The organism is Faecalibacterium sp. An121 (genome assembly GCF_002160915.1).
Lineage (GTDB): Bacteria > Bacillota > Clostridia > Oscillospirales > Ruminococcaceae > Faecalibacterium > Faecalibacterium avium.
In genome coordinates, this window is sequence record NZ_NFLM01000023.1 from 1 (window position 1) to 25,756 (window position 25,756).

Here is a 25,756-nt window from a genome sequence, read left to right on the forward strand (position 1 = left end):
AGAGACCCAAAACAGGTTCAAAGGAAGGTCCTTTCCTTTGTGTGCCTATCATAACATACCCCCCCCGGTGTCAAGACCCAATTTCAAATTTTCCCTTTTTTTCTTTATTTTCTTTAGTTCGTGTTCTCTAACTTCGAGAGCGAGAGGAGTTTGGGGCAAACGAAAAGCGCACGCTTTTGCGTGCGCTTTTTGCTTTCCGCCGGCTCCTGGGAAGGGCGGATCAATATTCCTGATGCAGGCCAAGCAGGGCTTTGATGTAGGCGAAGGTGCGGTCCTGGCCTTTGTCGCGCACCATGCGCAGCAGCTTTTCCAGCATGGCCCGGGAGGCCGGGTGCATCAGGTAATGGCTTTTGCTGCGCTCATAATACTCCCACGGGGAGGCGTCGGTATACTTGTCCCCCAGGTACACCTGGCTGGCGGCGATGCGGTCGCAGAGCATCTCGCAGATGTACCGCAGGGGGATCTTCATGCCGGCCAGGCCCCCCTTGCCGGTGCCGTAATCGATCCAGTATTCCAGGTGATGCTTGTTGCGGCCCTTGTGGTGCAGCCAGGCCGCCGTGTATCCCTTGGCCTGGCGCTCGGCCTCGTTGGGGCTGTGGTCCCCCTGGTAGTAGATGCAGCCCGGGATGAACTCGGTGGGACTGTACTTGCTCAGGTCATGGGCCAGCCCCTGCCGGTACAGGCCGCAGGCAAAGCAATACTTCATGACCAGCAGTTTGTGATGGGTGATGGTGTCAAAATGCCCCCGGATGTTCATCGCGTTCCACTCCTTTTCTCCTGTTTTGCAGGGTCTTACTGCCGGAAGCGCACCTTCAGCTGCCCCGATTGCAGCTTTTTCAGGTCGGCGCTCTCCGAAAAGTCCTCCCGGTCCTGGGTCAGGCTGGGGTTATAATAGGGGTCGTCCAGGATATTTTCCCTGCCGTGACGGTCGTACAGCCGCTGCTGCTCGGCCGCAAAGCGCCGGGCCTTGGCCGGGTCGGCGTCGTCCGCCCCCCGGCTCTTGCTCTCGTGGTGGTACAGCCAGGCGTAAGGAGTCCACAGGATCCGGAACCCTGCGTCCCGGGCCCGCAGGCAGAAGTCCACGTCGTTGAAGGCCACCGCGAACCGCTCATCCAGGCCCCCCACCGCATCCCACACACTGGCCTTGACCAGCATACAGGCCCCGGTGACGGCGGACAGATCCTGCACAGTGGCGGCCCGGAACATATACCCGCTTCCGCCCCGCTGTTTGTACTTGTGGCTGTGCCCCGCATAGCCGCCCAGACCGGTGATCACGCCGGCGTGCTGGATGGTGTCGTCGGGATAATAGAGCATAGCGCCGCAGATATCCCCGCCCCCGGGCCGGGCGCACTGACGCAGCAGCTCGGTCATCCAGTCCCCGTCGGTCACCTCCACGTCGTTGTTCAGCAGCAGCAGATAGCTGCCTGCGGCGTAGCGGCGGCCAAAGTTGTTGATGGCCGAGAAGTTGAACCCCTTGCCCGGATACTGGACCACCCGCAGCCCATCGTAGCGGCGCTGGGCCTGCTTGTAATACGCAAAGGTCTCGGGCTGCTGGGAATTGTTTTCTATGACGATCACCTCGTAGTTTTCCCACAAGGTGCGGGCGTACAGGCTGTGCAGGCACTGTTCCAAATCGTCGGTGTGATCCTTGTTGGGGATCAGGACGCTGACCTTGGGCTGGCCCTGGATCTGCCATCTGACCCGGTAGGTGCTGGGGAACAGCCCGTCCTCCACCTGGCCCTGCTGGCCGGTGCGGGCGAGATGGGCCTCGATGGCCCGCTTGGCCGCCGCCGTCACATAGGGTTTGGCCGCAGCGCCCCCGGAGGTGGAACCGCTGTGTACCCGCCAGTAATACAGCACCTGGGGCAGATGGGCCGCGCCCCCCACCGCCTCTGCCAGGCGGAAGAACAGGTCGTGGTCCTGGCTGCCGTCGTACTCGCCGCGCTCCCCGCCGACTCCCACATACAGTTCCCGGCGGAACACCGCCAAATGGCAGATGTAGTTGCAGCACAGCAGGTAATCGGGGGCAAAGTCGGGCTTGAAATGGGCCGTCAGCGGCCGGCGGATGTCCTTTTCAAACAGCGCTTCGTCGCTGTACAAAAAGCCGTCGGGCTTACCCTCCGCCCGCAGGTCCAGGATGGCCTGTCCCATGGCGTACATGGCATGGGGGGCCAGCACGTCGTCGTGGTCGGCCAGGGCCAGGTATTCCCCGTCCGCCAGCAGGGCGGCGGCGTTGGTGTTGGCCGCGATGCCCTTGTTCTCCACCTTGCGGCAGCGGATGCGGGGGCAGCGGGCCTGGTACTCCGCCACGATGCGGCCCACCTCGGGGTGGTCGGCGTCGGACGCATCCGCCAGGCACAGCTGGCCATTGGGGGCCGTCTGGCCCACAAAGGAATCCAAAAAGGCCCGCAGGTAGGCCGGCGGGGTGTTGTACAGCGGGGTCAGGATGCTGATGGTGGGCAGGCCGCAGTTCTCCCGCGTTTTGCCCTCGTACTCCGCCCGCTGGGCCTCCAGCACCTTTTTGGCGGGCAGGTAACGGGCCTTCCTGCCAAAAAAGCGCCGGCGCACAAAGCCGGCCCCCCGGCGCAGCATGGCGGGCAGGCCCTCCTGCCTTGCCACCTGCACCGCGTATTGGCCCAGCTGTGCCATCCGTTTGCGCTGCTGTTGGTCCATGCCTTATACCTCCCCCCGCTGGGTGGCCTTGTAGGCGTCGCAGACCGTTTGGGTGTCCCCGTTCATCTTCAGGCGCCCATGGCTCAGCCAGGCCACCTTGGTGCACATCCGCTCGATCTGCTCGATGGAATGGGATACCAGAATGACGGTGGTGCCCCCGGCCATCAGCTCCTGCATCCGCTTTTCGCATTTCTGCTGGAACAGGAAATCCCCCACCGCCAGCACCTCGTCGGCAATGAGGATCTGGGGCTTGGTGATGGTGGCGATGGCAAAGCCGATGCGGGCCACCATGCCCGAGGAATAATTCTTGAGGGGCACGTCCAGGAAGTTTTGCAGCTCGCTGAACTCCACGATCTCGTCAAACTTTTCATCCAGGTACTTGGGCGAAAAGCCCAGCACCGTGCCATTGAGGTAGATATTCTCCCGGGCGGTCAGGTCCATGTCGAAGCCGGCCCCCAGCTCGATGAGGGGGGCGATGGTGCCGCGCACCACCACCTGGCCCCGGGTGGGCTTGTATACCCCTGCAATGGTCTTGAGCAGGGTGGATTTGCCCGAGCCGTTCAGCCCCACCAGGCCGTAGAAGTCCCCCGGCATGATGTTGAGGCTGACGTCCCGGAGGGCGTAAAACTCGTCGTAATGCAGCCGCCCCTGGACCATGGCCAGAAAGTATTCTTTCAGGCTCTCGTGTTTTTCGCTGGCCAGGTTGAAGCACATCGAGACGTTCTGGATCTCGATGATGGGCTGGGTATTGGGTGTGTCCATCCGTGCTCCTCCTCTCTCAAATATGCAGCACAAAGCGGTCCTGGGTGCGGCGGAACACCACAAGCCCCACCGCCATCGACACCACTGCGCACAGGCCGCACACCTCCACCATCCGCAGGTCCAGGCTCACGCCCCACATGACGGTGCGGCGGAAGCCGGTGATATACCAATAGATGGGGTTGAGAGCGATCACCTGCTGCATATTGAACCCGCCGATGGAAAAGGTCATCTGGGCGGGGTCATAGAAGATGGCCGAAAAGTACAGCAGCGCCGTGATAAAAACGCTCCAGATGTGCTGGATGTCCCGGAAGAACACGGTGCACGCCGCCAGGAACAAGGACACTCCCAGGCTGAAGAAGAACAGGGTCACCAGCGGGTACAGCGCCTGGAACACGGTCAGGTGGAAGGGGCTGCCGGTGAACACCATCACCAGCAGCAGCGCCACAAAGCTGAACACACAGTTGACCATGGCAAAACAGCACTTCTCCAGCGGGAAGATATACTTGGGGATATACACCTTTTTCAGCAGAGGGGCGGCGCTGATGATGCTGCCCATGCTGGTGGAGGTGGATTCGTTGAAAAAGTTGAACAGCAGCTGGCCGCACATCAAAAAGACGGGGAAATTGTCGATGCCGCTGCCGCGCATATCCATCAGGCTGCTGAACACCGCCCAGTAGACCAGACACATCAGCAGCGGGTTGAGCACGCTCCACACCACGCCCAGCACGCTGCGGCGGTATTTCAGCTTGAAATCCCGGCTGACCAGGTTATACAGAAGATAGCGGTAGCGCCAAAGGGCGTTCCACATTGCGCTCAGTTTTGCCACGGCGATCACCACTCTGCAAAGAAATCAAAGGTCTGCTGGGCAAAGGGCTGGTGCCGCTTGTCCTTATCGCTGGTCTTATGGGGGCAGCCGCAGTCGGGCCACACCACACCCACGGTGGGGTCATCGTAGGGGATGCCGCCCTCGGCGGTGGGGTCGTAGACGTCGGTGCACTTATAGCAGAACTCGGCCACATCGCTGAGCACCAAAAAGCCGTGGGCAAAACCCTCGGGGATATAGAACATCTTCTTGTTCTCCGCCGACAGGGTCACCCCCACCCACTTGCCAAAGGTAGCGCTGTGGGGGCGGCAGTCCACCGCCACGTCGTACACCTCGCCCAGGGTCACACGCACCAGCTTGCCCTGGGTGTGCTGCTTCTGGAAGTGCAGCCCGCGCAGCACGCCCCGGGAAGAGCGGCTCTGATTGTCCTGCACGAACTCCCGGTCGATGCCCGCCGCAGCGAAATCGCCCTTCTTGTAGGTCTCCATAAAGTAGCCGCGGTCATCCCCGAACACTTCCGGCTGGATGACCACCACCCCGGGGATCTCGGTCTCGGTAAAAGTAAACTTGCCCATAATCGTTCTTCCTCTCTATCCAATGTTTTCTATTCCACAGGCTTTGCCCGGTCTGTGCGTATCGATTTGCGGCCCCACAAAAAGACCGCCGCGCCCATTGCCAGCATCCCGGCTGCCGCCGTTCCCAGCACCAGGGCCAGATGCCCCGCCGGGGCCACGTCCTCCGCCGCCGGATGCGCCGCGCCGCGGCTGCCCGCCAGCAGCGCGTCCAGCCCTTCCGGCTGCAAAGGCACCCGCACGCTGGCCGTCTCCTGGTAGGCGTTGCCCTGCACGGTGTACACCGCCCAGGCCTCCAGCTCCTCTCCCAGGATGTACTCCTCCGGCAGGTCCACCGAAAGGGTCACGTTCCCGGCGTCAAGGCCCGCCGCCAGAGGCAGGCGGATGCCGGGGGCATTCAGGGTCAGCTGGCCCAGCGGGCCGCCCCCGCCCCGGACGCTGATCTGGGCGGCATTCTGCGCAGGGTCAATAGCAGTATACCCGGTCCAGGTAGAAAACGCATATTCCAGCAGTGTGCGCACATCGGCATAGCGGTCGGCACGGCTGTCGCTGCGCATGACCACGCAGATCAGGCGCAGGCCGTCCTTCTCGGCCAGACAGATGTAGGTCTGCCGGGCGATGTCGGTGTAGCCGATCTTGGAGCCCAGGATGGTGGGTTCGTAGAACATACTGGAGCCCACCCGCATGGAATCCTGCTGGGAGAAATAGCGGGTGACCGGCTGGTGGTTGGTGGGCTGCATGATATACATTTCGTTGTTGGTGAACAGCTGCTCAAAGCCGGGCTGATCCAGCGCCCACCGCAGGATCCGGGCCATATCGTAGCAGCTGGTGTAGTGTTCCTCGTCGCTGATGCCATGCGGATTGGAAAAGTGGGTGTGCTGCAGCCCCAGCTGGACAGCCTTGGCGTTCATGGCGTCCACCCCGTCCTGGATGGTCCCCTCGCCGATGTATTCCGCCAGCACGTTGGCCGCGTCGTTGGCGCTGGCCATCATGGTGGCGTACAGCAAGTCCTCCAGAGGCACCTGCTCCCCTTCCAGCAGGGCGATGTGGCTGGAGTCGGTGCCGGCCAGGGAGTATACGTCCTCATGGGTGACCGGGTAGCTGCCGCTCCAGTCCCCCTGGGCCTTTTCGCATGCCAGCCCCAGGGTCATCACCTTGGTGATGGAGGCGGGGTGCAGCTCCTCATCCATATTCTGCTGGGCCAGCACCAGGCCGCTGGCCGCGTCCATGATGCAGTAGGCCCGGGTGGCGGTCAGCTGGGGCCCTGCCGCCCGGGCAGGCAGCGCCAGCACCACCAGGGCCAGCGCCGCTGCAAAGGCCCCGAAGGCCTTGGCGATTCCTCTCATGTGTTCCTCTTCCCGGCGGGAGGCCCGCCGTTTTTCTGTCCATTTCCCCGTATGGGGTGCATCCGGGCGTTCCCAGATATTTTTTAGTATAGCACACTTTTCAGTGAGGGGAAAGAGGTCTTTGCAGCAGCACCGGCTGGATCTGCCGTCCGTCCAGGGCCTGGGACAGCGTCTCGGGGACAAGCTCCAGGTCTGCCTTCAGGCTGTGGGGCTTGTTCTGTGGGTCGTCCTGGCCATAGGGCACAAAATAATAGCCCTTGCGCTGCATCAGCCGGGCCATATTCTCCCCCGAGCCGGACAGGCCGTCGTTGGTGGACACCGCCACCACCACCGGGCAGCCCACCCGCAGCAGGCTTTTGGCCGCCAGAGTCACCGGCGTGTCGGACAGGCCGGCCGCCAGCCGGGCCAGGGTAGCCCCGGTGCAGGGCGCGATCACCAGGGCGTCCGCCAGCTTTTGGGGTCCCAGAGGCTCCACCGCCGTCAGGGTGTCCAGCACCTCATGGCCGGCCGCTGCCGCCAGCCGGGCCTTCCAGCCGGCGGCGCTGCCAAACCGTGTGTCGGTGCCCGCCGCCGCAAAGCTCATGACGGGCAGCACCCGCCAGCCCTCCGCCGCCAGCCGCGCAGCCTGCGGCACAGCCGCACCCAGGGTGCAAAAGCTGCCGCACACCGCAAAGGCCACCGTTTTTTGTCGTTCAGCGTTCATTCTGCCACCTCCCGTTCCCGCAGGATCTCCAGCACGGTCTGGGCCACATACTCCCCGGCGCTGTCGGGGGCGCACCGGGCGGGCAGGCCGGGGGCGGTCATGGCCCGGCGGCCCAAAGCGGCAGCCGCTCCCAGATCCACCCCGCCGGGGGCGCTGGCCAGGTCCACCGTCAGGCTGTCCGGGGGCAAAGCCTCCAGCACCTGCCGTCCCACCACCGGGGCGGGCACCGTGTTCACCAAAATGTCAAAGCCGGCGGCGACCTGGCGCAGTCCGCTCAGCGGGACGGCCCCGGCCCCCTGGCTCTGGGCCAGGGCCCGCTGGCTTGCACGCCGGGCGGCCACCGTCACGCGGGCGCCCAGAGCGGTCAGCCGCGGGGCCAGCGCCTGCCCCACCGGGCCGTACCCCGTCACCCCCACCCGGGCGCCCCACAGGGTGCGGGGGCGTTTTTCCAGCAGGATGCCGATGCACCCTTCCGCCGTAGGGATGGCGTTGCGGATCACCAGTTCGGGCCGGGCATAGTAGTCCACCAGCTCCACTCCGGCATCCGCGGCGATGCGGGCCGCCCGTTCCGAGGGCCTGCCCGCCAGCGCCACCGCCCCAGGGCGGGCAGCCCGCAGCAGCCCCGCCACCTGGTCATCCAGAGGCATGGGCAGCAGGATGTAGCCGGCCCGGGCGATCTGCCCGATGCCTCCTACCTGGCAGCCTGCCCGGGCCAGCGCCCGGGCAGCGGCGGCCTGCCTGCCGTCCTCCCCGATCACCGCAAACAGTCTGTCTGTCATGGTCTATCCCCCCTGTGCCCCAGCCTATGCCGGGCCTCTCCGGGTGGTGACAAAAACGTCCCGCCCGGACGACATGTGCGTACGGGCGGGACACATATGGGATGATTTATTTCAGATACCGCTCCACGGCCCGGGCCACAATGCCGCCCAGCAGACCGCTGACCAGAAATTCGGCCACGCCCTGGATGCCCACCAGCAGCACCACGAACATCAGGGGATTGGACGCACCGTTGGCGGCCACCAGGCCCTGCACATAGTCGCAGTGATAGAATGCCAGCACGATATACCCCATAAAGAACAGGGTGTTGAGCAGCGGGGCGCACATGGCGCTGATGATGCAGCTCCAGGTGCCCTTTTTGTCCAGGCGGCGCAGCGCCTCGTAGATCAGGCCCACGCACAGGCCCATCAGCAGACGGGTGCCCACGCACAGGATCAGCGTGTGCAGGGGGCTGACCTGGAACAGAGCGCTGGTCATGGCCGAACCGCCGCTGACCGCGTCATAAAAGCTGACCAGGCCGAACACCGCGCCCAGCACCAGGCCGGCCACCGGCCCCATGGTGATGGCGCCCACCGCAATGGGCAGTGTGAGGAAGCTCATGTAGAGGGGCCCGACCGGCACGCTGCCCAGACCGATGGCTTTCATGACCAGCTCGATGGCGATGAGCAGCCCCAGGCGGGTCAACACTTGCAGATGGGTATTGTTTCGTTTTGTCATGATAAGACCTCCTGCTGCCGTTCCGTCCAAACTGCCGGATACGGCGCACGCTGGCCGCCCCAAAGGGGGCGGGGTTTGCTTTTGCTTTTTACTTGTCGCAGGGGAAACGCACCCCCGCGCTGCGCCGGGCCGCCGTCAGGACCCGGCTGACCGCCAGGGAGGTGTCCAGCATATGGCTGCACAGCTCCTGGTCCCCCGCGTCGATGGCACGGGCAAAGGCCTCGAATTCGGCTGCGCACCGGATGCGCTTGCCGTTGAGGGAATAGTGTTCCTCGGTGCCGTCGTTCAGGTGCAGGGTCAAGGGGCCGCAGAGATTGGCGGTGCTCTTCTGGAGCAGGTAACCCTTGGTGCCCTGGATCAGATAGCGGGCGGGTGCGGCGCAGTCCTTGGCGGCAATGCTGACCGCCTTGAAGGAGCTGTAATCCATGGTGAGGATGCCGCTGGTATCGACGCCCTTTTCGACGTTGGCGGCATAGTGCACCTGCTGGGGTTCCCCAAACAGGCCCACGATGTAGCTGACGTTGTAGACCCCCAGGTCCATCAGGGCGCCCCCCGCCTGGTTCGGGTCGAATACAGGGGCGGTCTGCCCTGCCAGGAATGCGTCGTACCGGCTGGAATACTGGCAGAAGCTGCACTGCACCACCTTGACCGGGCCCACCCGGGGCAGCAGCCCCTGCAATTTGCGGTAGTTCGGCAGGTATTGGGTGGTGACCGCCTCAAACAGGTACAGCCCTTTGCTGCGGGCCAGAGCCGCCAGCCGGGCCGCTTCGGCGGCGCAGGGGGCCAGGGGCTTTTCCACGATCGCATTGCGGCCGGCCTCCAGGGCGGCTTTGGCATAGGCTGTGTGCAAGAGGTTGGGCAGGGCGATGTAGACCGTGTCCACCGCTTCCAGCAGCCGGCCATAGTCGGTGACGTGGAGCGGGACCCCGTACTGCCGGCACAGCGCCGCGGCCTTTTCGGCGCTGCGCTCGGTGCTGCACAGGGCGGCTACCTCCACCGTCGGGGCCTGGACCAGCCAGGGCAGGAACTCCTGGACGATCTTGCCGCTTCCTACGATGCCCAGTTTCATCCTGCATTCCTCCTTTTGGGCTGGGTCCGGGCCGTGTGCTCCCGCCGGGGCGCAGGCAGACGGCGGCCGCGGCGGGCGGGGCGGCTGTTCATCTCATACAGCAGCGCCAGCCCCTTGAGCATCAGCTCGGGGTCATAAGTGAGGGGGTGGCGGCACAGGGGCGCCACATATTTGGCCAGGCCCCCGGTCAGCACCAGGGTAGCGGGACAGCCCAGCTCTTCTTCGATGCGCTGCACCATGCCGTCCACCAGCACGGCGGTGCCCAGCACCGACCCCGAGAGCATACACTCCTGGGTGGTGGTGCCGATGGCATGGGCCGGCCGGGCCAAATGGATCTGAGGCAGCTGGGCGCACCGGTCTCCCAGCGCCCGCAGCCCGGTGGACAGCCCCGGGCAGATGACGCCTCCCCGGAACACCCGGCGGCCGTCCACCACATTGAAGGTGGTGGCGGTGCCCAGATCGACCGTGATGACCGGCAGGGGGTAGTTGGCCGCCGCATAGGCGGCGTCGGCGATCCGGTCCTTGCCCACCATCTGGGGTTCGGGCACCCCCATCCGCAGGCCGGTGCGGATGTCAGGTCCTACGATCACCGGGTCTTTGCCGGTGTAGTGCCGGGCGCAGGCGGCCAGCGGCCCGGTGAGCTGGGGCACCACGCTGGTGAGCACAGCCCCCTCGAACCACACCTTGCGCTCGGGGTTGCGCCGCCGCGCAAAGATGCGCTCCATCTCGGCGCGGTATTCGGCGGCGGTGCGGGTGCGCACCGTGTCCATGTGGGCCACAAAGCATACACGTCCGTCCCGGATGCCCCCAAGGGCGACGGTGGTGTTGCCTATATCGATGGCTAAGATCATGTTGTCAGAAAGCCTTTCGGCCCCTCCTTTCACAGCGGCGGCCGCACAGCCGGGCGGCCTGCCATGTCGCTTTATTTTACATCATTTCGCCGCCGGATACAAGGCCCGGCGCAAGATATTTTGGCGGGCTGCCGTCAAGGGCGGGTCAGCCGTACCGGCGCACCGCATCCAGCAGGGCCGGACCGTAGCGCTGGGCCCTGGCCTCGTTGATGCCGGGGACCTCCAGCAGCTGGGCCATGCTGGACGGGCGGCGGGTGCACAGCTGGCGCAGCGCCGCGTCGGAGCAGACCGTGAAGGCAGGGAGCTTATCCCGGCGGGCCAGTTCCTTGCGCACGGCGTAGAGGGCGGCCAGCAGCTGCTGATCCCCCGGGCCAAGCCCCGCCGCCCTGGCGGCCGGTGCGGCCGGCCTTGCCCGGGGCGCGGCGGGCCGGGGCGCCGGCAGGACGGTTTTGGGCTGCAGGCAGCTGGAGCAGTTGCCGCAGCGGACGGGCGCCTTCTGCCCAAAGTAGTGCAGCAGTTCGGCCCGCAGGCACCGCTGGGTGGTGGCGTAAAAGGTCATGTATCGCAGCCGTTCCCGGGCCAGCCGGGCATTCTCCTGGCGCTGGACCAGAGGCCCGGTGCCCTCCGTCTCCTCCTTGTCGATGAAAAACTGAGCGGTGCGCACATCGCTGGGAGCGTACAGCAGCACGCAGCGGGCAGGTTCCCCGTCCCGGCCCGCCCGCCCCGCCTCCTGGTAATAGCTTTCCAGGTCCCGGGGCATATTGTAGTGGACCACCATCCGCACATTGGGCTTGTCGATGCCCATGCCAAAGGCATTGGTGGCCACCATCACCTGCACCCGGTCAAAGAGGAAATCCTCCTGGGTGCGGCGGCGCAGTTCGGCGGGCAGCTGGCCGTGGTAAGCCGCCGCCGCAAAGCCCAGCCCCTGGAGCGTCTGGGCCGTCTGCTCCACCTGGCGGACGGTGCTGCAATAGACGATGACGGGGACGTCCCCGGCCTCGAGCAGCAGATCCACCAGGGCATGGGGCTTGTCCGAGTTGGTCAGCCGCTGCGTCTCGAACCGCAGGTTGGGCCGGTCAAAGCCGGTCACCAGCCGCAGGGGGCTGCGCAGCCCCAGCTGCTCCTCGATGTCCCGGCGCACCTGGCCGGTGGCCGTGGCAGTGAAAGCCCCCACCACAGGCCGTTCGGCCAGCCCTTCCACAAAGGTCCGGATCTGCAGGTAGCTGGGGCGGAAATCGTGGCCCCACTGGCTGATGCAGTGGGCTTCATCCACCGTCACCATGCTCACCGGGCGGCAGTGCACCAGGGCCGCAAAGCCGGGCATCAGCAGCCGCTCGGGGGCCACGTAGATGATCTTGTACTGCCCCTCCCGGGCGCGGCGGAGCATCAGCTCCTTCTGTCGGTCGTTGAGGCTGTTGTTGAGGTAGGCCGCAGGCACCCCCGCCGCCACCAGCGCCCGCACCTGGTCCTGCATCAGGCTGATCAGGGGGCTGATCACCAGCGTCAGCCCCGGCAGCAGCAGAGCGGGCACCTGGTAGCACACCGATTTGCCTGCACCGGTGGGCATCACCGCCATCACGTCCTGTCCGTGCAGCAAAGCCTCGATGATCTGCTCCTGCCCCGGGCGGAAACGGTCGTAGCCGAACACCCGTTTGAGCACGCTGTACCGGTCTTCCATAAGCTGCCTCCTTTCCTTTCCGGCGGCAAGTATACCACATTCCGGCCGCAGGGGCCATAGATTCCTTGCCGGGGCGATAGATTTTCCCGCCGGGCCGTGCTATAATAAAGGCATACGCTGCGGCGGCCTGTCCGCCGTCTTTCATCAAGTAAGGAGTACGCCTTATGGAACAAAAGCTCATCACCTTTGCGGTGCCCTGCTATAATTCAGCGGCCTATATGCGCCACTGCGTGGACACCCTGCTGACCGCCGGCCCGGATGCCGAGATCATCCTGATCGACGACGGCTCCACCAAGGACGACACCCCTGCCATCTGCGACGAGTACGCCGCCAAATACCCCGGTGTGGTCCGTGCCATCCACCAGGAGAACGGCGGCCACGGGGAAGGGGTCAACCAGGGCATCCGCCATGCGGCCGGCATCTATTATAAAGTTGTGGACAGCGACGACTGGCTGGACACCGACGCTCTGGCCAAGGTGCTGGACCGGCTGCGTCTGCTGCTGCACCGGGGCACGGCGCCCGACCTGATGCTGTGCAACTACGTCTATGAACACGTGGAGGACGGCACCAGCCACACGGTGCGCTACACCAATGTGTTCCCCCAGAACCGGCTGTTCACCTGGATGCACGTGGGCCGGTTCCGTCCCGACCAGAACATCCTGATGCACTCGGTGATCTACCGCACCGAAGTGCTGCGCCGGTGCGGGATGGTGCTGCCCAAGCACACCTTCTATGTGGACAACATCTTCATCTACCAGCCCCTGCCCTACGTCAAAAGTATGTATTATATGGACCTGGACCTGTACCGGTACTTCATCGGCCGGGCGGACCAGAGCGTCAACGAGAGCGTCATGGTCAAGCGGGTGGACCAGCAGCTGCGGGTCACCCGGTATATGATCGACTGCCAGGATCTGGACGCGCTGCCCCCCGAGCAGGCCCGGCTGCGCAGCTATATGATCCAGTACCTGTCGGTCATGATGGCCATCAGCGGCATCTTCCTGATCCTGGACGGCAGCGACGAGGCCAAAGCCAAAAAGGCAGAGCTGTGGGACTATCTGCGCGCCCATGTCAGCAAGCGGGTATACCGCCGCATCAAGCTGTCCCTGGGCGGCCTGACCGACCTGCGTTTCCCCGGCGGAGACAAGGTCACCGTGCTGGGCTACCGCCTGGCCCGCAAAGTGGTCAAGTTCAACTGATCCAACGATCCAACCCCCGCTTTCCCGGACAGGAAGGCGGGGGTTTCGTTTCGGGCCGGGCGCCTGTCATTTGCGGCGCAGCGCCACAGCGTACAGATCCTGGGCCCGGTGGCACTCCTCCACCAGCTCTTTCGGCTGGGCGCACAGGCCGTGGTTGTGCCAGGGATCGTTGAACCAGTAGCGGTCCTGGTCGTAGCCCACCAGGAGCAGGCAGTGCTCGTTCAGCTTCCAGTCGAACATCCTGCCGTTGGGCAGCCGCCACCGGTCCACCCCCGGCACCGGCTGAAAGTCGAGGGTGGCCCAGAACACCACCGGCAGCCCCTGGTCGATGTAGCCGCACAGTTCGGCGGCGCTCCGCCCGGTCTCGTCCACCACCGCAAAGCGGTCCGCAGCCCCTGCGGCCTCCAGCGCGCTGGTCATGGCCTGGCAGATGCAGGGGGCATAGCAGCCGTAGCCGGTGTGGTCGTGGGGGTCGCCGGGATAGACATAATGGGGGTCGGGGCCCCACAGCTGCCCGTCCTGCTCCCAGAACGGGGCATGGGGCAGGTCGCGCGCAATGAAGGTGTCCGGGTCCACCTGCACCCCCACCGCGCCCAGGGCCATCACGGCGCTGATGCTCTCGCAGCCGTTCACCCAGCGCCGGGTCTGGTCGATGTAGGGGGCCAAAATGATTTTTTTCATAGAATATCCTCCCAAGGCAGGGTGTCAAGCCCTGTCAAAACCGAGGGTTTTGTGGTATGATGGTAGAAAGCTTTACAGAGGTTTTACACGGGCGGCGCCCGGCCTCTGCCACCAGTATACTACAAAGCGGCCTGCTGCGCCAGACCGCAGGGAGGAACAGTATGAACAGTCTGATCATTGGCATCGCCGGGGGCTCGGGCAGCGGCAAGACCACCCTGGCCCTGCGGCTGAAAGCAAGATTCGGGGAAGAAGAGGTGCGGCTGATCCCCCACGACAGCTACTACAAGCGCCACGACGACCTGCCCTATGAAAAGCGCTGCCTGCTCAACTACGACCACCCCGACGCCTTCGACAACCAGCTGCTGGTCCATCACCTGCAGGAGCTGAAGGCAGGCCGCGGGGTGGACTGCCCGGTCTACGACTACGCCATCCACAACCGGTCGGACCAGGTGCGCCATATCGAACCGGCTCCGGTGCTGATCGTGGAGGGCATCCTGCCCTTTGTGGAGCCCGAGCTGCTGGAGCTGTTCGACTATAAGATCTTTGTGGATACCGACGCCGATGAGCGGATCCTGCGGCGGATTTTGCGGGACGTCAAGGAGCGCGGGCGCTCTCTGGACAGCGTCATCACCCAGTACCTCACCACCGTCAAACCCATGCACGAAGCTTTTGTGGAACCCAGCAAGCGCAACGCCGACATCATCGTGCCCAACGGCGGCGAAAACGGCCCCGCCCTGGAAATGCTGGTGCACCACATCCGCAGCCTGATCCAGCAGGCACAGACTTTATAACAGCCCCATGGACAGAGCCTTCCAAAAAAGGATGCAAGAACACTCTATCCTGACTGCCTTCAAAGCGTTACAATAAGAAGGGGCCGCCTGTCCAATCCGCCGGACCCAGAAAGGCAGGAAGGAGAACCGTGAGCGTCTATGGCTACATCCGGGTCAGCACCCGCGAACAAAACGACGACCGCCAGTGGATCGCCCTGCGCCAGGCGCAGGTACCCGCCCAGAATGTATATGTGGACCGGCAGTCCGGCAAGGATTTCCAGAGGCCGGAATACAAGCGGCTGGTACGCCGTCTGCGCAAGGATGACCTGCTCTATATCAAAAGCATCGACCGGCTGGGCCGCAACTACGAGGAGATCCTGGTCCAATGGCGCTTTTTGACCCAGGAAAAGGACATCGATATCGTTGTGCTGGATATGCCGCTTCTGGACACACGCCGCGGCAAGGATCTGCTGGGCACGTTCCTGGCCGATGTGGTGCTGCAGATCTTGTCCTTCGTGGCCGAGAATGAGAGGGAAAACATCCGCCAGCGCCAGGCCGAGGGGATCGCGGCCGCCAAAGCCCGGGGCGTCCAGTTCGGCCGTCCCTCCAAGCCTCTGCCCGAAAACTTCTATGCGGCGCACCGGACCTGGCGGTCGGGCCAGATCACCCTCCGTCAGGCTGCCGAACTGTGCCACATGAACCACAACACCTTCTACTACCGGGCCCGCCGCTACGAGGACGAGCAGCGCGCCCAGCTCATGGTCCGGGACGAAGTTCCCCGGACCGGGCAGCCGCCTGCGGAGGAGGGATCCCCGCCTTCCGCCCGGGAGGAGGGCGAAGGCTCCCGGAACATATAAAAACAAAAGCGCCGCCCCCGGCTTTTTGGGCCAGGGGCGGCGCTGTATTTGTTATGCCGGGCAGGTGCGGCCCTTTGCACTCACAGCTCGATGAGGAAGCTGACGGCGTGATCCTGCCGGCCGCTGACACGGCAGGCGGGTTCCACATCGGTGCCCCAGCTGTCGATGCCGCCGACGCCCCGCACAGGACCCATCACGGTCAGGATGGTGTGGGCGGGGGCGGGCAGCTCGTCCGCATGGGCGGCGCTCTCCAGCTGGTGGGGGGTATAGGGCAGCGCCGAGAAGGCAAAGGGTCTGCCGTCGGCCATCCGCAGGGTGAGGGCCGCGGTGGTGCGGCAGGCCGGGCCCTGCTGGTGCACCGTCAGCGTGTGGGTGCCCATATGCACGCCGCAGTCCTGGGGCACCAGGTAGGCGGGGATGTGGGGCGTCTCGCTCCATGTGCCGAATTTCGCCCCCTTATACCGGTCGGGGTAGGTCTCCCCGGACAGGCCGGTCCAGCTCACCCGGGCGGCGGGCTGCACCGTGGCAAAGCGCACTCCGAACAACGGCAGTTCGGGCGCGTTTTCGGTCCCATGGTAGCGGGCATCCACCCGCAGGGCGCTGCCTGTGACGGTATAGCAGAGATCCGCCGAGGCCCCCGGCACCGTGGGGAAGCGGAAGGTATACGTGATCCGCACGCTGCCGTCCGGCTCCCTGGCGGTGGTCCAGCCCTCCAGCTTGGGGTAGGCGTCGGCCGCCATCCAGGCGGCGCTGGCCACCGGGAAGCCGCAGCCCCGGTCGTTCTCGGTGGGGGCGCGCCACAGGGCCGGGCGGGGCGCACGCCAGATCCACTCGGTATCCCCTTTCCGCAGGGAAGCCAGGCCCCCCTCGGTGTAGGAGAATTGCAGGGCAAAGCCCTCGCCCTGGACCCCCAGGTTGACGTCCCCTTCCACCACGGTCAGGGGGCCGCCGGCCCGCAGGGGAGGCAGCGTACAGGCCGCAGCCTGACGGGCATTCTCCGCGTCCCAGGCAGCCCGACGGGCGGGGGTGTCGTACCAGTAGCGCAGATCCTGCATGGCGGGCTTCTCCGTCCCGTCTGCAAAGACGATGCCGTTGGCGCTGAACGCATAGTCGGTGGGGCGCTCTCCAAAGTCGCCGCCATAGCCCAGACGGCGGCCCTGCACGCCCGGCTGCCAGAGGGCCTGGTCCATGTAGTCCCACACAAAGCCGCCCTGGTACTGGGGGTATTCCCGGGCCAGGCGGATGTAGCTCTCCATCCCGCCCAGGCTGTTGCCCATGTCGTGCATATACTCGCACAGGATGAAGGGCTTTGCGGGCTTGGCGTCCAGATAGGCCCGGATCTCATCGGGCTTTGCGTACATCCGGCTCTCCATGTCGCTGATTTGGTCGAAGGCCCGGCAGTGGAACACCCCTTCGTAGTGCACCAGGCGGCCGGGGTCGTTCCGGTGGAAAAAGTCGCTCATGGCCAGGATATCCTCCCCGGCATAGGACTCGTTGCCGCAGCTCCAGATCAGGATGGCGGTGTGGTTTTTGTCCCGCTCAAACATCGAGCGGGCCCGGTCCACCACGCAGTCCCGCCATTCGGGCAGGCTGCCCGGCACGTTCCAGGCGGGGTCCACCCGGCCCATCTTCTGCCAGGAACCGTGGCTCTCCAGGTTGGCCTCGTCGATCATGTAGATGCCGTTTTCATCGCACAGATGATACCAGAGGGTCTGGTCGGGATAGTGGCAGGTGCGCACCGCATTGATGTTGTTGCGGCGGAAGGTCTCCATGGCCCGGTACATATCCTCGGGGCCGATGGCGCGCCCGGTCTCGGGATTCCACTCGTGGCGGTTCACCCCGTTGAAAACGATCCGCTCCCCGTTCAGCTTCATGACGCCCTGGTCCATCCCAAAGCGGCGGAAACCGGTCTTGTAGAGCACCGTCTCCTGCACGGCGCCGCCGGCGTCCCGCAAAGTCAGGGTCACTTCGTAAAGGGCCGGGTCTTCATGATCCCACTTGCGGATGTCGGGCAGCCGCACCGGCGCGCCGTACCAGCAGCCGTCCCCGCCCTTGTCCAGGGGCATGGGGGCGTCCCAGATCACCCGGCCGCCGGGGGCCGTCACGGTGCAGTGCAGCCCGCAGCCCTCCACAGACGCGCCCTCCGCAGCGCTCAGACGCAGGCGGGGCGCCAGGGTACCGGTGGTGTTGTCGGTCTCCAGGCCCGCCCGCAGCCACAGGTCCTCGATGTGCACCGAAGGCTTGGCATAGAGGTACACCGGCCGGAAAATGCCGAAGAACCGGAAAAAGTCCTGGTCCTCCAGCCAGCTGCCGCTGCAGTTTTTATACACTTCCACGCACAGGCGGTTCTCCCCCGGGCGCAGATAAGCCGTCAGGTCAAAGTCGGCGGGGGTGAAGCTGTCCTCGCTGTACCCCACAAACTGTCCGTTGCACCAGCAGTAGAAAGCCCGCTCCACCCCCTGGAAGGAGACGCAGACCCGCTTGCCCTGCAGGGCCTCATCCAGCCGGAAGGTCTTGACATAGCTGCCCACCGGGGTGTCGTCCCAGGCGATCCGGGGCGGGCGCAGGTTGTGGCAGCCGTCCCAGGGATACATGGTGTTGATATACTGGATCTGGCCGTAGCCCTGCAGTTCGATGTGCCCGGGCACCGCGATCTCCGCAAAACCGGTCAGGTCCGCCCCTTCCTGCCAGAAGGCGGCGGGCCTTTGGGCCGGACAGGGGCTGTATGCAAAGCGCCAGGGGCCGTCCAGGCTTTGGCGCAGGTCCGACCCATCGGCATACCATACATGGTCCGAGTGGGCGTCCAGCCGGTTGACCGCAAAGACCTGCGGGTCTTCCAGCCAGTTCAGTTCGGGAACAGGAGCATTCATGATAGGTCCTCCTTTAAAAAAGCAGGCGGAATGTACAAAAGGATTCTACCCTAGATTTTACCTTTCGTTCAGATGGCTGTCAACGCGAAAATCAGCCGCCCGGATAGAGGAATGTTGCACCTCCGGCTCCCCCGGGAGCGGCGCAGAGCGTTTTTTGCACCCCGGTTTGGCGTGCGCCGAAGCCCGCCGGGGCGCAGGCGCGGGCTTCTCTGCAACTTTTTGAAATTGGGGCTTGACAAGGCTGTGCAAAACTGGTATCATGAATAGGCATTCGGCGGGCGCAGCTTGATGCGGGATGCCCACGAGGAGAGATGTCCGAGTGGTTTAAGGAAGCAGTCTTGAAAACTGCCGTGCAGCAATGCACCGTGGGTTCGAATCCCACTCTCTCCGCCATTTTATTTGAATCAGTTTTACTGACTTTGCTCTGGAGTAGTACTCAAGAGGCCGAAGAGGCGCCCCTGCTAAGGGCGTAGGTCGGGAAACCGGCGCGAGGGTTCAAATCCCTCCTACTCCGCCAAAAATACCAGGAACCACAGGTTGGTCCCTGGTATTTTTTTATGCCCGTCCATCCGCGCATGTCGTCCGGTCGGGACTTTTTTGACGGTCTGTCTTTTTGTTTGGCTCGTGCACCGTTCACGCCGTGTGCAGGGTGGCCGCGCCGGACCGGCGCAGCCGGCGGTAGAACCAGACAAAGCACACCATATGCATGGTAAAGGTGACGATCCAGGTGACGGGATAGGACAGGTACAGCACGAACAGGCTGTGCATCGACCCGAACACCGTGAAGATCCAGACGATGCGCAGCCCGCAGGCCCCTGTCAGGGAGACCACCGTGGGGGTGACGGCGGCGCCCATCCCCCGCACCACCCCGCAGGCCACGTCCATCAGGCCGCACAGCAGATAGGTCAGGCAGACCACATGGATGCGATCGATGCCATAGGGCAGCACCTGGGGATCCGAGGTGTAGATGGACAGCAGCTGCCGCCCGAACAGCACCGCCAGGCCCCCCAGAATGGCTCCGATCACCGCCACCAGCAGCAGGCAGTCCCGCAGGATCAGGGGCACGCGCTCCTTTTTGCCTGCGCCGATGTTCTGGCTGGTAAAGTTGAGGGCGGCCTGGTACACCGACTCCATGGCGGTATAGACAAAGTTCTCGATGTTGGCGGCGGCGGTGCTGCCTGCCACGGCCAGGGTGCCAAAGCTGTTGATGGAGGACTGGATCAGCACGTTGGAGACCGAGAACACCACGCTCTGGATGCCGGCAGGCAGCCCCACCCGCAGGATTTGCAGCAGGGTGGCCTTGTGGAGCCGCAGCTGGCGGGGGTGCAGCTGGTAGCGGGTGCCGGGCCGGGCCAGGCACCGCAGGATCAGGCCGGCCGACAGATACTGGGAGATGGAAGTAGCCAGGGCCACCCCCGCCACATCCATATGGAAAACCAGGACGAAAAAGACATTCAGGCAGGCATTGGTGATCCCGGCTGCCGTCAGGAAAAACAGGGGCCGGCGGGTGTCCCCGATGGCGCGCAGGATGCCCGCCCCAAAGTCATAGGCCATCATGGCGGGCATTCCCAGAAAGACGATCCGCATATAGAGCACCGACTGGTCCATCAGGTCGGCCGGGGTATCCATCCATCCCAACAGGACGGGCAGCAGGGGCAGCCCCAGCAGGATCAGGGCCGCCCCGCAGAACAGGGCCAGCAGGATGGCGGTGTGGACGGTGTCCTGCACCCGGCGCCAGTCCTGGGCGCCATAGCTGTGGGCCATCACCACGCTGCACCCGATGGACAGGCCCAAAAACAGGTTGACCATCAGGCTGTTCAACGAGGAGGTGGCGCCCACCGCAGCCATGGCGCTGCTGCTGGCAAACTGGCCCAGCACGATGATGTCCGCCGCATTGAACAGCAGCTGCAGGATGCCCGACGCCATCAGCGGGAGGGAAAAACGCAGCAGATTGCCCACCAGGGGGCCGCTGCACATATCGATCTCAGACGAATGCCGCATAGTTGTATGGTTCCTTCTTTCTGCAAGATACGCATCTTTGACTTCGCATAGCCGCTCCGGCCGGGAGCGGATTATAGTTTACTGCGCCGGCGTGCGAAATGCAACCATCGATTTTGCAGAAAGCGATCCACCCAGCGCATGGCAAAAGCCAAAACCGCATGGCCAAAAGCCACAGCATTCTGCGCGCAAAAGGACGCACTGGCCACCGGCCTTCCGGCGTGGGAAAATGGACACAGAAAAACCGTCCACAGAAAGGAGGAACCCAATGACAGACGTACGATCTTACAGCCTGGCGGCCGAAGGGGACAGGCAGGCGGCGCCCCACTTCAAGGTGCGGGAGTTCGCCTGCAAAGACGGCAGCGACCCGGTGTTCGTGTCGCCCCGCCTGGCCGGGGTGCTGGAGGCCATCCGCACCCATTTCGGCGCGCCGGTGACCATCACCTCGGGTTACCGCACCCCCGCCCACAACGCAGCCACCCGGGGCAGCAGCCCCCGCAGCCAGCATCTCTACGGCCTGGCGGCCGACATCCAGGTGGAGGGGGCGGCCCCCGCCGCCGTGGCCGCCTATGCGGAGACCCTGCTGCCCGACGCCGGAGGCATCGGGATCTATGGCACCTTCACCCACATCGATGTGCGGCCCCAAAAGAGCCGCTGGCGGGGGTGAGGCCATGGAGACCATCTGGGCTGCCCTGCTCTCGGGCGGGGTCACCCTGGCGGGGGTGCTGATCGCCAACAGCCGCAGCCAGGCCGTCACCGACACCAAACTGGAAGAGCTGACCAGGGAGGTGCGGGCCCACAACAACTTCGCCCAGCGCGTGCCGGTGCTGGAAGAAAAACTCAAGGCGGCCGACCGCCGCCTGTCCGCGCTGGAACGCCAGCCCGGCCCGCCCCGCACCTAGGGTCTATCTGAAAACTCCCCCATACTGTTCTACTCTACCAAAAAACACCATCTGCCGCGCTGCATTCGCTTGCAGTCCATCGTCAGGCGTGCAGCGCTCATGCGCCTTGCATCTGGCGCTTTTTGGCGAATCTCTCAGCATGTTTGACTTCTCAGATACACCCTGAGCCAACGACCAAATTGAAAGGAGCACAGCATGAACCACATTTCCATTGGAACCATCGCACGCACCGCCTGCCTTGCGCTGGCACTCACCAACCAGATCCTGTCGGCGGCAGGCAAGCCGGTGCTTCCCATCCAGGACGACCAGCTGGAAGCCCTGGTCACCACCGGGCTGACGGTGGCGGCCTCCCTGGCGGCCTGGTGGAAGAACAACAGCTTCACCGTCCCCGCCATCCGGGCCGATGCGGCCCTGAAAGCGGCCCGCAGCAAGTGAAAACCCGGGATACCGCTTGACAAAGGGCATGGGAGATAGTACACTTCCTATAAAGAGGCTCATCACCTTCATATGCAAGATGAAAAAGATTCACAGCGGAGGAGTGTACTGGGATGACTTTGTTTTCATACGAGATCTTTGACGCGGTGGCGCGGCAGGGCAGCTTCAACAAGGCGGCCCAGCAGCTCCACCTGACCCCCTCCGCCATCAGCCACGCCATTGCCGTGATGGAGGAGGAGCTGGGCTTCGCCCTGTTCACCCGGGGCAAAAGCGGCGTCACCATGACCAGCTACGGCGCTTCCCTCTACCCTGCCATCCGGGCGGTGCTGAACAGCGACGAGGCCCTGCAGCAGAGCATCGCCCGGCTGAACGGCCTGGAAAAAGGCAAGGTGCGGCTGGGCACCTTCAGCTCGGTGTGCACCCACCTGCTGCCCGGCATCCTGCAGAGCTTCAAGGAGCAGTTCCCCCAGATCGAGGTGGAGATCTACCAGGGCACCTACGACGACGTGAAGGAATGGCTGCGCAGCGGCCAGGTGGACATCGGGTTCCTGGCCTCCAGCTGCCAGGAGGAATTTGCCCTCACCGAACTGCTGCGGGAACCCCTGTACGCCATCCTGCCGGCGGACTGGCCCACCCCTCCGGAAGGGGTGATGACCCCCGCCCTGATGAGCCAGAAAAACTTCGTGGTGCAGGGAGACGCCACCGACGCCGATATGCGCCGCTTTTTGAAGAAGTACAAGATCGGGGTGCAGCGCTGCTGCCATGTCATCGACGATATGTCCAACATCGCCATGGTGGAAGCCGGGATCGGAATGTCCATCCTGCCCCAGCTGACCATCAAGGATTGCAGCGCCCACATCCAGATCCTGCCCATCCAGCCCGCCGAGGAGCGCGTGGTGGGCCTGGCTTTGCCCCGGCCGGCGGCCATGGCCCCGGCGGTGGAACAGATGTTCCACCACATCGTGGATTTCTGCAAGAACAGCGCCCCACTGCATTGAGAAAAGCCGCCCGGCCTTTGCAGGCCGGGCGGCTTTTTGCGCCATTACTGGGCTTTGGAGGCCGAACGCTGGAAGCGGAAGCCCTGCACCCGGTCGATGATCCAGGAGGACAGGGTGACCGTGACGATGGAGTAGGCGATCCTGGCGAAGGGGATATAGCTCAGTGAGAGCACCAGCACCACCAGGTCGGTGAACAGATAACTGCGGGACAGCCGCCAGCCCGTCACGCGGGAGATGGTGAGCGCCAGGGCGTCGTCGCCGCCGCTGGAACCTCCCTGCCGCACGATGATGCCCACCCCAAGGCCCACAAAGAGGGCTCCCAGCACCGAGGCCGCCAGGGGGTAAGCCGACAGGTCGGGCAGCATCGGGGGGAACTGCTCCCAGATCTTATAAAACAAAGAGACGCTGAGGGTGGACACCACCGAAGTGCGGATGAACCCGCCCCCCAGGTATTTGAAGGCCAGCAGGTAACAGGTCAGGTCCAGTACGGGGGTGACGATGGCCGGGGAGATGCCCAGCCAGTTTTCCACCAGCAGCATCATGCCGATGACGCCGCCTTCGGTGATGCCGGTCTGCTGATGGATGTTGTGGATGCCGAAGGTGCAGATCATGGCTCCCAGCAGGATCAGACCCACCCTGCGCATCGTCAGGCCTTCCAGCAGCCTGGGGCCCCATTTGGCCCAATTCCTGGATGTGTTGCGAAGCATACGAAAACTCCTTCTTGCGTTTTTGCTTGTTCCTCTGTACAATACCAGTATAAAGGATATAGTAACTATATTGTCAAGGGGGTATCCATGGAAAATCTGTTCTCGATCGGGGAGGTGGCCCGGTATCAAAACATCTCCAAGCAGACGCTGATCTTCTACGACAAGATCGGCCTGTTCCGTCCGGCCTATGTGGACCCGCGCAACGGCTACCGCTATTACAGCGCCAGCCAGATCGACTACCTGGACACCATCCTGGTGATGAAAAAGATCGGCTTCTCTCTGGAGGAGATCCGCCGGCATATGCAGCACTACCACCTGGACAGCAGCCTGGCCATGCTGCACCGGCAGCTGGACGTGATCGACCAGAAGATCGCCGAACTGCGTCTGCTGCGCAGCCGGGTCCAGCACCGCTGCCAGCAGATGGAGCAGGCCAAAGCCAGGGCCCAGGCCGGCGTCCAGCTGGAGGACGCCGGGGAGCAGTACCTGCTGTGCCGTCCGGTGGCTGCCCCTTACAGTTTGCGGGAGGTCAGCCTGGCCAGCAAGCAGTGCTTTGTGGACGCCTTTCAGGAACAGCTGCCGGTGTTCTTCCAGTCCGGGGTGGTGGTGCCTTTCGAGCGCATCCTGGCGGGCCGGTACACCGAGGCATCCCTGGCCTTTTTGCCCATCGACCCCACCGGCCAGGCCGCCGGGGTCCGCAGGCTGCCCCCGGGGCGCCGGGCCTGCATCTACCATGTAGGGGATTATCTGTCGGTGGGACGCTCCTACGAAAAGCTGCTGGACCACTGCCGGCAAGCAGGGCTGCGCATCCTGTCCGACTCCTATGAGTTCTGCATCAACGACTACATCACCACCCACGACGAGAGCGAATACATCACCAAGATCGCTTTCTACGTCGAGCCGCAGATATAAAAAGCGCCCCGCCGGGACCTGCCTGGCGGGGCGCTCATCTGTTTTGGTTCTGCTCTCAGGAAGCCTCAAAGGCCCGGGAGGCGCGGCGGCTGTGTTCCTCCCGATCGGGCCGGGGCGGTATGGGGGTCAGGCGCACTTCGGTGACCCGGCGGCGGGCGGTGTGAGTGACCACGCCGCTGTAATTGCCCAGGCGGAAACCGTCCCCCACCTTGGGCAGGTGGCCGGTCAGGTCCTGCAGCAGGCCGTTGACCGTGTTGGAATCGGTCTGCTGCGGGGGGATCTCCAGCTTTTCGTACAGGTCGTCCACGCTGGCCGTGCCGGATACCAGCCAGCCGCCCCCGGGCTGGGGCCGGAACTCCTCCACCGCTTCATCGTGTTCGTCCCAGATCTCCCCTACCAGCTCTTCCAGGATATCTTCCAGGGTGATGATGCCCTCGGTGCCGCCGTACTCATCCACCACCACTGCCATGTGGTGGTGCTCCTCCCGGAAGGTGCGCAGCATGGCCGATATCTTGGTGCTGTCGGTGGTAAACAGGGCCGGCGTGACCAGCGCCTGCAGCGATGCCTGGTTGCGCAGCCGGGCTAAGTAGAAGTCCTTCTCGTGCACCACGCCGGTGATGTTGTCGATGGTGCCGTGGTAGACCGGCAGACGGGAATAGCCCGACTCGGCAAAGACCTGGGCCAGCTCCTCCAGGGGGATGGTATCCTTGACGGCTACCACGTCCACCCGGGGGGTGAGGATCTCCCCTACTTCCACATCGTCAAATTCGATGGCACTGCGGATCAGCTCCCCTTCCCGGTCGGTCAGCTCACCCTCGCTCTCGGCCTCGGATACCATGGTGATCAGCTCGCCCTCGGTGATGGAATCGGGCTCGGCCTGCACATGGAACAGCCGCCCCACCAGCTTGGACCACAGCCCGAACAGCCAGGTAAAGGGTGTGAGCAGGGTGATGAACACCTGCAGCAGGGGTGCGCAGGCGGTGGCCACCTTTTCGGGTATCTCCCGGGCCAGGCTGCGGGGACCGATCTCACCAAAAAGCAGGATCAGCACCGCCAGGATCAAAGCCGACACCAGGGTGCCCCGCAGCGCGCCCAGCGGACGGATCAGGAGCAGCACCCCCAGAGAGGCTGCCGCCAGGTTGGCGACGGTATCCCCCACCAGGATGGTGGCGAACACCTTGTCCCGCTGCTGGGACAGAGCCAGCACCCGGGCCGCTGCCGCGTCCCCCTCCTCTGCCCGGCTTTTGAGGCGGATCTCGTTGAGGGAGGCAAAGGCGGTCTCTGCCGCCGAGAAAAAGCCGCTGAGCGCCACCAGCAGGATCAGGGCCGCCAGGGCTATCATACTGCCATCGTCCATAAAGATTCGATCAACTCCACTTTCTGTATTGGTTTACGGAACAAAAAATGTGCCTTCCGCCGCCGGCTTTCAGCGACGGAAAGCACATTCTTTTTTTATCATAGC

General features: G+C 64.2%; 24 protein-coding genes, 2 tRNA genes and 1 pseudogene. 10 read left to right on the forward strand and 17 right to left on the reverse strand.

Features of this window, described 5'->3' with window-relative positions; genetic code table 11:
• Positions 1–220: 220 nt before the first annotated feature.
• The 12 genes from B5E66_RS10840 to B5E66_RS10895 all read right to left on the reverse strand — a co-directional run bounded on the left by B5E66_RS10840 (position 221) and on the right by B5E66_RS10895 (position 11,971).
• Positions 221–757, reverse strand: coding sequence for a DUF5662 family protein (locus B5E66_RS10840; RefSeq protein ID WP_087232828.1), 537 nt, complete (start codon positions 755–757; stop codon positions 221–223).
• A gap of 35 nt (positions 758–792) precedes the next feature.
• Positions 793–2,673, reverse strand: a complete 1,881-nt coding sequence (locus tag B5E66_RS10845; protein WP_206393081.1) for a glycosyltransferase family 2 protein — start codon at positions 2,671–2,673, stop codon at positions 793–795.
• 3 nt (positions 2,674–2,676) lie between these two features.
• Positions 2,677–3,435, reverse strand: coding sequence for an ABC transporter ATP-binding protein (locus B5E66_RS10850; RefSeq protein ID WP_087232831.1), 759 nt, complete (start codon positions 3,433–3,435; stop codon positions 2,677–2,679).
• A gap of 16 nt (positions 3,436–3,451) precedes the next feature.
• Positions 3,452–4,261 carry an ABC transporter permease gene (locus B5E66_RS10855; RefSeq protein WP_242958162.1) on the reverse strand — a complete coding sequence of 270 codons (810 nt, stop codon included), beginning with the start codon at positions 4,259–4,261 and terminating at the stop codon, positions 3,452–3,454.
• Between the two features lie 5 nt (positions 4,262–4,266).
• Complete coding sequence (gene rfbC, locus B5E66_RS10860; RefSeq protein ID WP_087232835.1) at positions 4,267–4,833, reverse strand: dTDP-4-dehydrorhamnose 3,5-epimerase; 567 nt, start codon at positions 4,831–4,833, stop codon at positions 4,267–4,269.
• Between the two features lie 29 nt (positions 4,834–4,862).
• Positions 4,863–6,176: a D-alanyl-D-alanine carboxypeptidase family protein gene (locus B5E66_RS10865; RefSeq protein WP_087232838.1), complete on the reverse strand. Its 1,314-nt coding sequence runs from the start codon at positions 6,174–6,176 to the stop codon at positions 4,863–4,865.
• A 100-nt stretch (positions 6,177–6,276) separates the two neighbouring features.
• Positions 6,277–6,879: a dipicolinate synthase subunit B gene (locus B5E66_RS10870; protein ID WP_087232841.1), complete on the reverse strand. Its 603-nt coding sequence runs from the start codon at positions 6,877–6,879 to the stop codon at positions 6,277–6,279.
• Positions 6,876–7,658, reverse strand: a complete 783-nt coding sequence (locus B5E66_RS10875) for an NAD(P)-dependent oxidoreductase (RefSeq protein WP_087232844.1) — start codon at positions 7,656–7,658, stop codon at positions 6,876–6,878. The genes B5E66_RS10870 and B5E66_RS10875 overlap by 4 nt, the downstream gene beginning before the upstream one ends.
• 106 nt (positions 7,659–7,764) lie before the next feature.
• A complete protein-coding gene (locus tag B5E66_RS10880; protein ID WP_087232847.1) occupies positions 7,765–8,373 on the reverse strand; it encodes an ECF transporter S component in 609 nt (202 codons plus the stop codon).
• 88 nt (positions 8,374–8,461) lie between these two features.
• Positions 8,462–9,442: a Gfo/Idh/MocA family protein gene (locus tag B5E66_RS10885; protein ID WP_087232850.1), complete on the reverse strand. Its 981-nt coding sequence runs from the start codon at positions 9,440–9,442 to the stop codon at positions 8,462–8,464.
• A complete protein-coding gene (locus tag B5E66_RS10890; RefSeq protein WP_087232853.1) occupies positions 9,439–10,293 on the reverse strand; it encodes a type III pantothenate kinase in 855 nt (284 codons plus the stop codon). Before B5E66_RS10890 ends, B5E66_RS10885 begins: the two co-directional genes overlap by 4 nt.
• Positions 10,294–10,438: 145 nt before the next feature.
• The gene (locus B5E66_RS10895) at positions 10,439–11,971 is read right to left on the reverse strand and encodes a RecQ family ATP-dependent DNA helicase (protein ID WP_087232856.1); all 1,533 of its coding nucleotides are present in this window, start codon (positions 11,969–11,971) and stop codon (positions 10,439–10,441) included.
• Positions 11,972–12,135: 164 nt separating this feature from the next.
• Between B5E66_RS10895 and B5E66_RS10900 the strand changes: the two genes are divergently transcribed.
• Positions 12,136–13,167, forward strand: coding sequence for a glycosyltransferase family 2 protein (locus tag B5E66_RS10900; protein ID WP_087232859.1), 1,032 nt, complete (start codon positions 12,136–12,138; stop codon positions 13,165–13,167).
• Between the two features lie 66 nt (positions 13,168–13,233).
• Here the strand turns inward: B5E66_RS10900 and B5E66_RS10905 are convergent, their stop codons facing one another.
• Positions 13,234–13,848 carry a C39 family peptidase gene (locus B5E66_RS10905; RefSeq protein WP_087232862.1) on the reverse strand — a complete coding sequence of 205 codons (615 nt, stop codon included), beginning with the start codon at positions 13,846–13,848 and terminating at the stop codon, positions 13,234–13,236.
• A gap of 161 nt (positions 13,849–14,009) precedes the next feature.
• Between B5E66_RS10905 and udk the strand changes: the two genes are divergently transcribed.
• Positions 14,010–14,639 (forward strand): uridine kinase, encoded by a 630-nt coding sequence (gene udk / locus B5E66_RS10910; protein ID WP_087232865.1) that lies wholly within the window; start codon positions 14,010–14,012, stop codon positions 14,637–14,639.
• 128 nt (positions 14,640–14,767) lie between these two features.
• A pseudogene (locus B5E66_RS10915) lies at positions 14,768–15,355 on the forward strand (recombinase family protein); the annotation flags it as partial.
• A 200-nt stretch (positions 15,356–15,555) separates the two neighbouring features.
• Here B5E66_RS10915 and B5E66_RS10920 read toward each other — a convergent pair.
• Positions 15,556–18,345 carry a glycoside hydrolase family 2 TIM barrel-domain containing protein gene (locus B5E66_RS10920; protein ID WP_087232871.1) on the reverse strand — a complete coding sequence of 930 codons (2,790 nt, stop codon included), beginning with the start codon at positions 18,343–18,345 and terminating at the stop codon, positions 15,556–15,558.
• A 305-nt stretch (positions 18,346–18,650) separates the two neighbouring features.
• On the opposite strand from B5E66_RS10920, the gene B5E66_RS10925 reads away from it, so the two are divergent.
• Together B5E66_RS10925 and B5E66_RS10930 are read left to right on the forward strand one after the other, a co-directional pair.
• Positions 18,651–18,738, forward strand: a tRNA-Ser gene (locus B5E66_RS10925).
• A gap of 33 nt (positions 18,739–18,771) precedes the next feature.
• Positions 18,772–18,862, forward strand: a tRNA-Ser gene (locus B5E66_RS10930).
• Positions 18,863–18,978: 116 nt separating this feature from the next.
• Here B5E66_RS10930 and B5E66_RS10935 read toward each other — a convergent pair.
• On the reverse strand, positions 18,979–20,346 hold the full coding sequence (locus B5E66_RS10935) for an MATE family efflux transporter (RefSeq protein ID WP_087232873.1): 1,368 nt from the start codon (positions 20,344–20,346) through the stop codon (positions 18,979–18,981).
• Positions 20,347–20,611: 265 nt separating this feature from the next.
• Between B5E66_RS10935 and B5E66_RS10940 the strand changes: the two genes are divergently transcribed.
• The 4 genes from B5E66_RS10940 (at position 20,612) to B5E66_RS10955 (ending at position 22,678) form a co-directional block, all read left to right on the forward strand.
• The gene (locus B5E66_RS10940; RefSeq protein WP_087232875.1) at positions 20,612–21,010 is read left to right on the forward strand and encodes a YcbK family protein; all 399 of its coding nucleotides are present in this window, start codon (positions 20,612–20,614) and stop codon (positions 21,008–21,010) included.
• Positions 21,011–21,014: 4 nt separating this feature from the next.
• Positions 21,015–21,245 (forward strand): hypothetical protein, encoded by a 231-nt coding sequence (locus tag B5E66_RS10945; protein WP_087232878.1) that lies wholly within the window; start codon positions 21,015–21,017, stop codon positions 21,243–21,245.
• Between the two features lie 195 nt (positions 21,246–21,440).
• Positions 21,441–21,680 (forward strand): phage holin, encoded by a 240-nt coding sequence (locus tag B5E66_RS10950; protein ID WP_087232881.1) that lies wholly within the window; start codon positions 21,441–21,443, stop codon positions 21,678–21,680.
• Between the two features lie 113 nt (positions 21,681–21,793).
• Positions 21,794–22,678, forward strand: coding sequence for a LysR family transcriptional regulator (locus B5E66_RS10955; protein WP_087232884.1), 885 nt, complete (start codon positions 21,794–21,796; stop codon positions 22,676–22,678).
• Between the two features lie 44 nt (positions 22,679–22,722).
• On the opposite strand, the gene B5E66_RS10960 is transcribed toward B5E66_RS10955, so the two are convergent.
• Positions 22,723–23,385 carry a YitT family protein gene (locus tag B5E66_RS10960; RefSeq protein WP_087232923.1) on the reverse strand — a complete coding sequence of 221 codons (663 nt, stop codon included), beginning with the start codon at positions 23,383–23,385 and terminating at the stop codon, positions 22,723–22,725.
• Positions 23,386–23,472: 87 nt separating this feature from the next.
• On the opposite strand from B5E66_RS10960, the gene B5E66_RS10965 reads away from it, so the two are divergent.
• The gene (locus B5E66_RS10965) at positions 23,473–24,294 is read left to right on the forward strand and encodes a MerR family transcriptional regulator (protein WP_158098358.1); all 822 of its coding nucleotides are present in this window, start codon (positions 23,473–23,475) and stop codon (positions 24,292–24,294) included.
• Positions 24,295–24,349: 55 nt separating this feature from the next.
• Here the strand turns inward: B5E66_RS10965 and B5E66_RS10970 are convergent, their stop codons facing one another.
• On the reverse strand, positions 24,350–25,651 hold the full coding sequence (locus tag B5E66_RS10970) for a hemolysin family protein (protein ID WP_087232890.1): 1,302 nt from the start codon (positions 25,649–25,651) through the stop codon (positions 24,350–24,352).
• Between the last annotated feature and the right edge of the window lie 105 nt (positions 25,652–25,756).